Source organism: Flavobacterium sp. 1, from assembly GCF_002797935.1.
Lineage (GTDB): Bacteria > Bacteroidota > Bacteroidia > Flavobacteriales > Flavobacteriaceae > Flavobacterium.
In genome coordinates, this window is sequence record NZ_PGER01000001.1 from 4,559,635 (window position 1) to 4,571,581 (window position 11,947).

General features: G+C 33.9%; 15 protein-coding genes. 11 read left to right on the forward strand and 4 right to left on the reverse strand.

The features are described from left to right. Positions 1-147 precede the first annotated feature (147 nt). Together CLU83_RS18485 and CLU83_RS18490 are read right to left on the reverse strand one after the other, a co-directional pair. Entirely contained in the window at positions 148-1,245 is a 1,098-nt protein-coding gene (locus tag CLU83_RS18485; protein ID WP_100432976.1) for a glycosyltransferase, read from the reverse strand. Next, the gene (locus tag CLU83_RS18490) at positions 1,242-2,186 is read right to left on the reverse strand and encodes a lysylphosphatidylglycerol synthase domain-containing protein (RefSeq protein WP_100432977.1); all 945 of its coding nucleotides are present in this window, start codon (positions 2,184-2,186) and stop codon (positions 1,242-1,244) included. Before CLU83_RS18490 ends, CLU83_RS18485 begins: the two co-directional genes overlap by 4 nt. A 184-nt stretch (positions 2,187-2,370) precedes the next feature. Between CLU83_RS18490 and CLU83_RS18495 the strand changes: the two genes are divergently transcribed. The 11 genes from CLU83_RS18495 to CLU83_RS18545 all read left to right on the forward strand — a co-directional run bounded on the left by CLU83_RS18495 (position 2,371) and on the right by CLU83_RS18545 (position 9,324). Further along, a complete protein-coding gene (locus tag CLU83_RS18495; protein WP_100432978.1) occupies positions 2,371-2,793 on the forward strand; it encodes a DUF1003 domain-containing protein in 423 nt (140 codons plus the stop codon). 40 nt (positions 2,794-2,833) lie between these two features. After that, positions 2,834-3,388 carry a crossover junction endodeoxyribonuclease RuvC gene (ruvC, locus tag CLU83_RS18500; protein ID WP_100432979.1) on the forward strand — a complete coding sequence of 185 codons (555 nt, stop codon included), beginning with the start codon at positions 2,834-2,836 and terminating at the stop codon, positions 3,386-3,388. Between the two features lie 35 nt (positions 3,389-3,423). After that, positions 3,424-4,317, forward strand: coding sequence for a hypothetical protein (locus CLU83_RS18505; protein ID WP_100432980.1), 894 nt, complete (start codon positions 3,424-3,426; stop codon positions 4,315-4,317). Positions 4,318-4,427: 110 nt separating this feature from the next. Then, positions 4,428-5,564: a radical SAM family heme chaperone HemW gene (gene hemW / locus CLU83_RS18510; RefSeq protein ID WP_100432981.1), complete on the forward strand. Its 1,137-nt coding sequence runs from the start codon at positions 4,428-4,430 to the stop codon at positions 5,562-5,564. A gap of 131 nt (positions 5,565-5,695) precedes the next feature. Next, on the forward strand, positions 5,696-6,073 hold the full coding sequence (locus tag CLU83_RS18515; protein ID WP_100432982.1) for a GxxExxY protein: 378 nt from the start codon (positions 5,696-5,698) through the stop codon (positions 6,071-6,073). Between the two features lie 113 nt (positions 6,074-6,186). Beyond that, a complete protein-coding gene (locus CLU83_RS18520; RefSeq protein WP_100432983.1) occupies positions 6,187-6,639 on the forward strand; it encodes a DUF3291 domain-containing protein in 453 nt (150 codons plus the stop codon). Positions 6,640-6,646: 7 nt separating this feature from the next. Then, positions 6,647-7,417, forward strand: coding sequence for a cyclase family protein (locus tag CLU83_RS18525; protein WP_100432984.1), 771 nt, complete (start codon positions 6,647-6,649; stop codon positions 7,415-7,417). A gap of 16 nt (positions 7,418-7,433) precedes the next feature. Beyond that, complete coding sequence (locus CLU83_RS18530) at positions 7,434-7,832, forward strand: GNAT family N-acetyltransferase (protein WP_100432985.1); 399 nt, start codon at positions 7,434-7,436, stop codon at positions 7,830-7,832. Continuing rightward, positions 7,832-8,182, forward strand: coding sequence for a DUF4260 domain-containing protein (locus CLU83_RS18535; protein ID WP_100432986.1), 351 nt, complete (start codon positions 7,832-7,834; stop codon positions 8,180-8,182). The genes CLU83_RS18530 and CLU83_RS18535 overlap by 1 nt, the downstream gene beginning before the upstream one ends. Beyond that, positions 8,183-8,554, forward strand: a complete 372-nt coding sequence (locus CLU83_RS18540) for an MmcQ/YjbR family DNA-binding protein (RefSeq protein WP_100432987.1) — start codon at positions 8,183-8,185, stop codon at positions 8,552-8,554. A gap of 71 nt (positions 8,555-8,625) precedes the next feature. Beyond that, complete coding sequence (locus tag CLU83_RS18545; RefSeq protein WP_100432988.1) at positions 8,626-9,324, forward strand: PH domain-containing protein; 699 nt, start codon at positions 8,626-8,628, stop codon at positions 9,322-9,324. Between the two features lie 80 nt (positions 9,325-9,404). Here CLU83_RS18545 and CLU83_RS18550 read toward each other — a convergent pair whose 3' ends face one another. Next, a complete protein-coding gene (locus tag CLU83_RS18550; RefSeq protein WP_100432989.1) occupies positions 9,405-10,505 on the reverse strand; it encodes a DUF4407 domain-containing protein in 1,101 nt (366 codons plus the stop codon). Positions 10,506-10,847: 342 nt separating this feature from the next. Further along, entirely contained in the window at positions 10,848-11,930 is a 1,083-nt protein-coding gene (locus tag CLU83_RS18555; protein WP_100432990.1) for a phytase, read from the reverse strand. Positions 11,931-11,947 lie beyond the last annotated feature (17 nt).

Below are 11,947 nucleotides of genomic sequence, written 5' to 3' on the forward strand. Positions count from 1 at the left end.
TTTTAAAGAAAAAACATAAAGGATTTCCACTACTATCTGGGCTAGGACATTTGTTTTCATAACAAGATTTCATAATTTGAGATGACGTTTATTATTGAATCTTTAAGGAAATCTAAAATTTAAATTCTGCAATCTTAAATCTGCAATCTAAAACCTCCTCCCTTTCCATTCGTATTTTCCAAACAAGCAATAGAAAGCCACAGCAGTGCTGAAAAACGGATACCATAAACTGCTTAAAAGCAAATAGCGGATTTTATGTTTGGTTAAGAATTTGTTTGTTTGCTGTATTAAAACAGTATCAATTCCAAATTTGATTAGGAAATAAAAGCCAATAAAAAAATAGGGAAGCATACCCAAAAGAGTTAGCACAAAACAATAAACCAATCCAAAATTTACCATAAAAACAAGCAGTCCCAACCTTTTCCCGAAAAGGCTTTGATAGGAAGTAGTTTTGGAAGCCCAGCGCACGCGCTGGTAAAACAGCGATTTCCAATCATCGGCTGGTTTTGTGGTTACAATAGTATTCTTTGATTTTAAATACGCTACTTTTTCCGGGAATTGGGACAACGCTTTTTGCAACAGAAAAACATCATCGCCACTGGCAATTGCTGAGTTGCCTTCAAAACCTTTTAGTTCTTGAAAAAATGATTTGGTGTAGGCAAAATTAGCACCATTACACATAAATCCCTTTTTGATTCCAAAACTGCCAATGGTTGCTCCCTGTAAACTGGTCAAATCCAATTGTTGAAAATGATGCAAAAAGGAATTATCGCAATCGTAAGTAACAGCTCCTGCAACCATCGAAACATGATGTAGCTGAATGAAATTGTCCAAAGCCAACAACCAATTTTTGTGAACCACACAATCGGCGTCGGTGGTGATGACCCAATCGGTTTTTACGATTTCCATCGCCGTTGCAATGGCATCTTTCTTAGGAGAATTTGAATGCCGGATGTTATCGATCAACAAAATCTTAAATCTTAAATCGTTAATTTTAAATCTTAAATCTGAAGCATCATCAACCAAAATCACTTTAAACAAATCCGTCGGGTAATTTAACTTTGAAAAACTTTCCAATAAAAACGGTAAATTTTCGGCTTCATTCCGAAAAGGAACAATAATACTAAAACTGGTTTTTGGCGGTAAGCCAATGAATTCAAAACGATTTATTTTGGTAAAACCATAAATAAGCCAGCTTATGATAAGCACATAAACGATTACGATGCCTAATAAAAACAAAATCATAATGCCATTTTGGGTTTGAAATTCAACACATAATAACTTCCAATAAACACAGGTAAAACTACATTCAGGAACCACATTAACGTAGTGACAAAAACGACCACCCATTCATTAACACCTAATATTCCGAAGAAATACACTGCGACGCTTCCTTTGACGGCAAAATCCAAAAACTGAAAAGTTGGCAAAGAAGAAGCTAGAAAATAAACACTCGAAATAGCCGAGATTAAAATAAGATACGGTAAATCGACATCAAAAGCCAGAAACAAAAAATAATATTGATGCGAGAAAACCAAATACCGCAAAATAGCCAAAAACGTATTTTTTTTATGAATCGATTTTGGGATTTCGTTAATTTTATGAATCAGTTTTTCTATTGAATAGCCTTTGATGTTTACTTTTTTCGAAAAAAATAAAACTCCAAAAATCAAAAAACAAATTCCGAATAGTACGGTAACTGTTTTGGCAGTAATAACATTGTACTGTGCATTAAAATACAACAAGCCAAAAATTCCGAAGATCACTGTCAGTACCATTTGGATTCCATTACAGATCAGGTTTAAAAATACTACTTTTTTGGTTTGTTTTTTATTGAAGTATAATGCTTTTCCGGCATATTCTCCCACTCCGTTTGGCGTAAACAGTCCAGCCGTTAGCGAAGCCAAAACCTGTTTTGTCGCTTCTCCCAATGAAATAGGATGAAGATAGGAAACTAAATACTTCCACTTCAGGATTTCAAACAAGCGGTTCAGGACACTTAAAAGAAGGATAAAACTAATTCCTGCAGCCGACTGATTTTTATGAAACAGCACCAAGAATTTTTGCCAATTGAGTTTGTCGTTGTTAGCCAGTTGATTGTAAATAAAATAAAACGCCCCGCCCACAATCAAAAGTTTGACTAGAAGTACGAGGAATTGCTTAGTTTTGTGTGGTATTGAATTCATACCGCAAAGTAAAGTAAAATTGCCGTGAAAATGCTATTTCGCAAAGATTCACAAAGAAATCCTTAATGGATTCAAAGATTTTTCATTTTGTCAGAGAAATTAAACTTCGTGAATGGCAGCGTCAACTTCGAGTATCTTTGCGTAATGGCTTGAAATGATTTAAACAAACTAATTCTATAAAGAAATGAGCAATAATAAAACTTGGCACGAAAAACATATTGAAGCATTAGGTTTTGGCAGCCGTTTGGCAGATGCAGTAGCCAAAGGGATGGGATCTTGGCGGTTCATTATTATTCAGACTTTTTTTGTAATCGTCTGGATGGGATTAAATCTTATTGGTTATGCCTATCATTGGGATGCGTATCCTTTCATATTACTTAATCTTGTTTTTTCGACACAAGCCGCTTACGCAGCGCCTATTATTATGATGTCCCAAAACAGGCAAAGTGAAAGAGATAGGATTCAGGCACAATCCGATTATCAGACCAATATAGATGCAAAGCTGGAAATTGAAGCTCTTGCAATTAAACTGGATAAAATTGAAACAGAAAAGTTAGACAAGATAATTGCAATGCTGGAAGAGATGAGAAGCAATTCTAAAAAATAAATTAAAAATCTAGACAGTTACTGTCTTTTAAAAATAAGCCTTGACAAAAGAACGCATCATATTAGGAATAGACCCCGGAACCACGATTATGGGTTTTGGACTGATAAAAATTGTCAATAAAAAAATGCAATTTTTGCAGCTCAACGAATTGCAATTATCCAAATACGACAATCATTACCAGAAACTGAAAATCATTTTTGAACGCACCATCGAGTTAATAGAAACCCATCATCCCGATGAAATTGCGATTGAAGCTCCTTTTTTCGGAAAGAATGTACAATCGATGCTAAAGTTAGGACGAGCACAAGGTGTGGCAATGGCAGCAGGACTTTCCAGAGACATTCCCATCACCGAATACGAGCCCAAAAAAATAAAAATGGCAATTACCGGTAACGGAAATGCCAGTAAGGAACAAGTAGCCAAAATGTTGCAGCAATTATTAGGAATGAAAGAATTACCAAAAAATCTGGATTCAACAGATGGATTGGCAGCAGCTGTTTGCCATTTTTTTAATTCGGGGAAAGTGATTGGTGATAAAAGTTATACAGGTTGGGATGCTTTTGTAAAACAGAATGAAGATAAAATAAGGAAATAGTTATATTTGTAGAAAATAACTTAACCTTTTAAATAATGACAAAAATTAAATTTATTGCATTTGTACTATTTACTGTGATTTTTGCATCTTGTTCTTCTGGAGATGACAATAATGACAGTAATAATAACCAGTCAACAGGCGGATCTTTTGACTTCGTTTATAATAACGAGACAAAAAAAGTAAGTTCATGGGAAGCTAAAAAAATAGATGATTACATGCAAGTTGAAGGTGTAACATCTGACGGAATTGGAGTTAATTTTGTATTTAATGTTTTTGGCAATTTGTATGAAGGATCTACTCATGGTACTTCAGCAACAAGTTCTGTAGTTATGCATGAAGTTTCAGAAGTTTTTACCTCCAATACTTTTACCTTTACTTTGGAAGAACTTAATACAGTCAATAAAACAGTAAAAGTAAAATTTTCTGGTAAGTTATATGAAGATGGATACGATTACGAGGCAAATTATATTACAGATCCATCAAAATTCATTCCAATAAGCGGTGCGTTTACCGTTCCTTATAAAGATTTGACTGCTGATATTCCAGGATTAGGAACTTTTGCAAAGTTGGATGGCAAAGATTGGCATGGTATGTCGCTTGACAGTTCTACTGAATTGATAGGTTTTGACAAAATTACAACACTTAATGTAGAGAATGATGGAGAATATAGTTTAGGGATTGTTTTTCCAATAGCAGATGTAAAAAAGGGTACATTCGCTTTTACAAGCAATGATTTTTACAACAGAATTTCTTTTCTAAGATTTGATTTGGCAACACATGAATATATAAAATATAATGTTTCAGGAACGATAACCTACAGTGCTGTAAATGATGCATATGTGGAGGGAACTTTTAGCTTGACAGCAACTCACCCAGTTAACAATTCAAAAATTGTAATTACAAATGGGAAGTTTAAAGAAGGAAGATAAAAAACAATATAAATTAATCTTCGGTCTGAATCAAAAAACATAATTTTAATTTTATCGGAGATTAATGGTAATTTATTCAAGAGTAAGATTTAACTTGCTCTTTTTTTATTATGTCAGGAATCTATATACACATACCATTTTGTAAGCAGGCTTGTCATTACTGTGATTTTCATTTTTCGACTTCAATGAAGAAGAAGGATGAGATGGTTTTGGCTATTGCCAAAGAATTACAACTGCGTAAAAATGAGTTTGAAAAGGAAACGATTGAAACCATTTATTTTGGCGGAGGAACGCCTTCGGTATTAACTACACAAGATATAGGGCTTTTGATTGCTGAGGTTTATAACAGCTATAAAGTTTCTGAAAATCCCGAAATCACTCTCGAAGCCAACCCTGATGATTTATCAAGTGAACGAATAATCGAATTGGCGAAAAGCCCAATCAACCGCTTGAGCATTGGAATCCAATCTTTTTTCGAAGATGATTTGGTGATGATGAATCGGGTTCATAATTCGGCAGAAGCCAAAGAATGTTTAGAATTTGCCACAAAATATTTCGATAATATTTCACTGGATTTAATTTATGGAATTCCGGGAATGAGCAATGAGAAATGGAAACATAATATTGAAACGGCTTTGTCTTTTGGAATCCCGCATATTTCGAGTTATGCTTTGACTGTCGAACCCAAAACGGCTTTGAACAAACTCATCCAAACCGGAAAAATAGCCAAACCCAATGATGAATCGGCGCAGGAACACTTTGCGATTTTGGTGGAAACATTGGAAGCAAACGATTTTATTCATTATGAATTGTCCAATTTTGGAAAAGCCAATTATTTTTCAAAGAACAATTCGGCCTATTGGTTGGGGAAAAAATACTTAGGAATTGGTCCGTCGGCACACAGTTATGACGGCGTTTCCCGAAGCTGGAATGTTTCGAATAATTCACTTTACATAAAATCCATTCAGGAAGATAAACTGCCCAATGAAATTGAAATTCTCTCCATTGCCGACCGTTACAACGAATATATTATGACGGGTTTGCGGACAATTTGGGGTGTTTCTTTGGATCGTATTGAAACTGAATTTGGAATAGAATATTTAGATTATTTACAAAAACAAGCCCAAAAATTTCTAAACGATGATTTGCTTTCCATTGATAACAATATTTTGAAACCAACTTCAAAAGGAAAATTTTTAACTGATGGAATTGCGTCAGATTTATTTTATTTAAATTTGGAAGCTTAACCGCAAGGTTCGCAAAGTTTTACGCAAAGGTCGCTATTGAAGAGCTAATTAATTTTTTTATAATATCAATTTTGGGTTTAGCTTTGCGTTCTTAGCGTAAATCTTTGCGAACCTTGCGGTAAAAAATAATTATGACTGAAAATGAATTATCTAAAATTGTTTTTGATTGTGCTTTAAAAGTGCATCAAACTTTGGGTCCCGGTCTTTTAGAAAGTGCTTATGAAGAATGTTTGTTTTATGAATTAAAAAAGACGGGCTTAGATATCCAAAAACAGAGGCCTTTACCGTTAATCTATGAAGAAGTTAAGCTGGATGTTGGGTATCGCCTAGATATTATTATAGAAAATAAATTAATTTTAGAGATTAAATCAGTTGATGCTTTAAATGACATACATTTTGCTCAACTACTGACTTATTTGAAATTAACGAATTGTAAATTAGGTTTACTTATAAATTTCAATGTTGTATTAATAAAGAATGGAATTAAAAGAGTAGTGAACAATCTTTAGCAATAATTTCTTTGCGAACTTTGTGTAAACCTTTGCGCTCTTTGCGGTTCATTATTTTTAAATTAATTCAGTCTTTAAAGCAAAGTCTTAATTGAAAAATAAAAAGAACTAAAATGGCAGAATATCAGCTTGCAGAAATAAATATAGCTAGAATGAAGGGCGTTACTATTAACGATCCTATTATGAAAGAATTCGTAGATAATCTAGACAAAGTCAATGAAATTGCCGAAAACAGTGATGGATTTGTATGGCGATTAAAAGACGAAGACAATAATACGACCAATTTTAATCCGTATAATGACGAACAAATCATTGTGAATTTTTCGATTTGGGACAGTATTGAGTCTTTGGAACACTATATGTATAAAACCTTTCATTCGGAGTTTTTAAAACGTAGAAAAGAATGGTTTCAAACTTTTGGTCAAGTTTCCACTGCGATGTGGTGGGTAAAAAAAGGTGAAATTCCGGATATTACCGAAGCAATGGAAAAATTAGATTACTTGCAAAAAAATGGTGCTTCCGAAATAGTTTTTAACTTTAAGCAAAAATATTCTAAACCGCTTTAGTAGTTTTATGATTGCAACAATCCAACATAACGATCAGACGATTGAAGTCGATTTGTCAAAACCCATTGATATTTCGATTTCATTGACGAATACAGATGAGAATCCGATTGCTTGGTATATCGAAAAACCGGTAATAGAACCTGTCGTTTTTGGAGATTGGATAGGCAAAGTTTCGGAAGGGAAGTCATCGACCAATTTCAACAATATTTTCTTTAATCCGCATGGACACGGAACGCATACGGAATGTCTAGGGCATATTACAAGGGAGTTTTACAGTATTAATCAATCGTTGAAACAGTTTTTCTTTTTGGCTGAATTGGTTTCGGTTGTGCCAGAAATGCAAGATGAAGATTTGGTAATAAGCAGAAATCAGGTTAAAAAAGCGTTAGAAAATAAAATCCCTGAAGCCATAATTATACGGACATTGCCTAATTTTAAAATAAAAAAACATTTGAAATATTCGAATACCAATCCGCCTTATCTTGCAGAAGATGCTGCACATTTCATCCGCGAATGCGGGATTAAACATTTGCTTATTGATTTGCCAAGCGTTGACAAAGAACGTGACGAAGGAAAATTGCTGGCTCACAAAGCATTCTGGAAAGTAAAAGATGTTCATAACCTAAATCCAGATGCACGATTGGACTGTACAATTACCGAAATGATTTTTGTTCCTGATGAGGTACAAGACGGCAGTTATCTGTTGAATCTGCAGATTGTTTCTTTCGAAAATGATGCGAGTCCGAGTAAACCTATTTTATATAGTATCGTTTTTTAATAAAAAATTAATAGATATGATTACCGTTTCAACAGATAAACAAAAACTCAATATTCCTTTTATTCAGCATTTTTTGAAGGATATCTATTGGGCTGCAGGACGTACCATTGAGGAAGTGCAAAGAACAATTGATGCTTCAATTTGTTTCGGGATTTATCTGGATGAGGTACAAATTGGTTTTGCCAGAGTAATTACCGATTATGTGGTTTTTGCTTATTTGATGGATGTTTTTATAACCAAAGAATATAGGGGAAAAGGATATTCTACAGTTTTAATTGATGCTATGATGAACGAACCGCAATTGCAAGAAGTAAAAATATGGCGATTGGCTACATCTGATGCTCATTTTTTATATGAGAAATTTGGTTTTAAGGCATTGGCACACCCAGAAAAAATGATGGAAAAAATAGTATGATGAAGACAGTTATCAAACTCGAAGAGTTAGGATTGTTTATATTAGGTATTTATTTCTTTAATCAATTGGAATACGCTTGGTGGTGGTTTTTGGTTTTAATTTTAGTGCCTGATGTATCAATGATTGGCTATATATTTGGAGATAAAACAGGAGCTTTTTGCTATAATTTAGCACATCACAGAGGAATAGCAGTTATTTTATATCTTATTGGAATTTATTGTTCCAGTTCGGCAATTCTGCTTTCGGGAGTGATTTTATTCGCACATTCGGCTATGGACAGGATGTTCGGTTATGGATTGAAATATAAAACAGGTTTTAAATATACCCATTTGGGTGAAATTGGAAAATAAATGAATTTAGAAACTTTTTACGAATATTGCCTTTCTAAAAAAGGAGTTACAGAACATTTTCCTTTCGATGAAGATACTTTGGTTTTTAAAGTAGGAGGAAAGATATTTGCTCTTTCATCATTATTGCAATGGGAAAAAGGAACTCCACATGTGAATCTTAAATGCGATCCTGAGCGTGCACAAGAATTACGTGCCGAGTACGATGCTATAAACCCAGGCTTTCACATGAGTAAAGTACATTGGAATACTATCGGAGTAAATCAAGATGTTCCAGATGCTTTGCTGAAAGAATTGATAGACCATTCGTATGACTTGGTTTTTAAAAGTTTAACCAAGAAAATTCAAATGGAAATTATCGAATTAGAAAAATAGGCATTACTTTTGTACAATAATTAAAAAAACATAGCAACTCAGTTACTTAGTGACTCAGCAATTTTATAAAAATGAAAGAACAGATTAAAAAGTTTTTAAACGAAGAACAAGATCCAAAAGCGATTGAGAAAGTGACTTCAAAATTGCAGGATATTTTAATGAAAAATGAAGAAGTAGGGTATATTGCAGTTCAAAAAAAGCCTGCATTGACCGTACTTCCAGATAGTATTGTGTTGACTAATAAAAGAATCATCATTTGTCAGCCTAAAAACTTAGGACTGTCAATGAATTTTATTGATTACACTTGGGACGATATTGAAGCCACTTTTATAAAAGAAAATATTCTTGGATCCGAGTTTTCCTTTTCTACTAAAACGGAGTTGCAGGTTTCCATTGATTATATTCCGAAGATTCAGGCGCGTAAAATTTTTACGTATGCCAAAGAACAATTGGATATATTGAAAAATGGAGCAAATCAAGTTTCTCCAATTACTGAAGAAATTGCTACTTCATTAATACAGGAATCAGAATTGATTGAAGAAATGGAAACAGAAGAAGTGACTGATTTTGCCGAAATAATGCCGGTAGTTTCTAATTATGCAGACCCCATTCTTGAAAACACAACTGCTTCGACTGAGAAAAAAGATAGTGAATTGACACAAGATGAGCTTTTTGCTAAACTTCAAAATTATAAAAAACTACTTGACAACGGATTGATTTTACAAGGCGAATATGATGCTTTCAAAAAAGTGATTTTGAGTCATATGTAGAAGCTTGTCTAAAGTTATAAAGGAAAAAAGTCTTAAAGTCAGAAGTTAGTTTCTTTGGACTTTAAGACTTTTTTTAAGACTTATAATGTTTTCATTTGCTTTTCTACAAAATTATTGGATTGCTGTTCCAATAATTCGGTTGCATTTTTTCTTTGCAAATCGTATAGTTTTTTGTCCACGGCAATATCAGCGTAAACTTTGTCGTGCATTGCAGCGCTGGTTTTAATTAGCAATTCACGTTGGTATTTGTCTTGCTCAATAGTTGCTTTTAGTGCAGTTTCCAAATCTTCCAATTTGAAATCGTATTCTCCTTTTGGAGACAATAATTTGGCAATAATAGGCGAAGTTTCTATGGCTAAGAATAGTAGCATTATAAAAAAAGAAGGAATCCAAGGCAATTTATTCAAAGCATTGATTCGCGCCATCAAACCGTCAAATCCATCAATGATAGGCTGGGTTTCGGTTACTTTTTTGTCCAAATCGGTTTGGAGTGTTTTGGATCCTTTTTCCAGCACAGCAATTTTGGCTAAATTGTTTTTTCGAATGGTATCCAATTCTTTTTTAGACAGATCATGTTTGGCTATTTTTTCTTTAAAAACGGGACCTTTGCCTATTTTTTTGGTTCCGGCAGTTCCTTCGGCTTCTTGGATATAGGTTTCATAAAGCGTGTTTACTTCTTTTTCTTTATTGACGATTTCAGCTTTTAGATTCTTGATATCGTTTTTGTTTTTGTCCAAATCAGATTTGAAATAATTGGCAACTTCCTTTTTGTTATTCAAAGCCATTGCATTTTTTTCTTTCAATAAAACCGTATTGATTTCTTTCTCGAAGATTTTAATTTCCAATGGTTTTGAAATCACGATAGCAATGATAATTGCCAAGATAATTCGGGGAGTCGCTTGCAGTAATTCACTAGAAAAATTGTTTCTTTTTCGGATAGTGGAAACGATAAAGCGATCCAGATTAAAAATAAGAAGACTCCATACAAAGCCAAAAAGTAATGCGGGAATGACATTGTCAAACACAGTAAAAAGAGCATAAGCACTGGCTATAAAAGCCATAACTGCAGTAAAGAAAACGGTGGCGCCAATGCCCACGTATTTTGTTTGTTCGCCTTCGGAGCAACCGTCTAGCAGCGGTTTGTCTGCACCTGAACACAGGATGAAAAATTGTTTTAACATGATTGATTGATTTTTGATTGATAATTTTGATGGGTACAAATTTAACGTCAAAAATCCATAATTTGTTTCAATTGATTGATTTCTTTTGTGTTAAAAGCATTTAAATTATACACTTGCTATTGGGAGTTGCTAATAGTGTTAATTTTTTTGGACTGTTCTGTAATGCTGCCATTAATCTGAAGAGGAAATACACTCTGGCGGAGGCCTAATATAGTAGCTATATTATTAGATCCGAAAAGGTAAAAAATTGACATTAGTCCGTTTTTTACCTTTTCGGCTCAATAGATTGTATAGAAAATTTGTAAAGATTTGGAATACTTAAATACACCAAGTCCAACTAAACTACTTTGTTTTTAAGTCTTTGCCAGCGATATCTTCCCAACGATAAAAATGAAACGTTCTATCGGTACTCATAGCAACAAACAAACCATGTTTAAAGGTTGTATTTAAAGGGATGCTGGTTATTTCGGAGCCATCACTTTCTTTGGCTGTAACATTTACTGTCTTTAAGTATTTGTGTTCAAATGGATTGTTTTTTGTGCCTTCGCGGCTAAAAATCTGGAAACGATTAGCCCCTTGATCGGATACTAAAATATAACCTGTGGTATCAGTAAGTTTATAAATAGAAATGCCTTCGTGATCTTCAGTAAAATCTGTTTTGCCAAATAAGGATAATTGTTCGTTTCCTTTGGCTGGATCTGCATAATACTGGCGCACACCAAATTGCTCATCAGAATAGTAAACATATCCTAACTCGTTATCTACAGCAATTGATTCTATTTCTTTTTTGCCACTGTATTCTCCAAATTTGCGAACTAAAGTGGCTTTCACTTCCCCATTCCCGTTGTCTTCTAATAAATATTGAAAAAGATAACCACCTGTTTTGGGGCCATTTTTACGACCAACAATGGCATATATTTTTGCATCTTTTGCGGTATAAACGGCAATACCCATTGGAGCATTATAATCGGGTTCGGATTCATTTTCAAATACTTTGATGCCTCCGTTGTCGACAGGTTTCATGTCCGGAATAGAAAAAATTCTAAGATCCTGGCCTAGTCTTTCAGTTGTAATGGCAACATCAGTTGGTTTTCCTTTAAGTTCCAATCCATAAGCAATATCTACATTATTGGGTCTTTTTAGATTTTTAACGGTTTTATCTTTCAACATCTTCCCTTGTAGGTCAAATACATAAAGTCCCCCATTTATATCTTTATCAGTTCCTATAATCAAACTTTTTGAAACATCAGCTTTATTAATCCAAATGGAAGGATCGTCACTGTCAAATTGCACAGGTTCAGAAATAAAAACTGGTTTTACTACGGTTTTGGAGGCGATTCTGGTTCTTTTTTTGTCGGTTTGACACCTCGCTGATAGCCCTGCAAGCACAAATAAACCTATAGAAAGCATTATTTTTTTGATCATTTTGTATGTCTTAATTA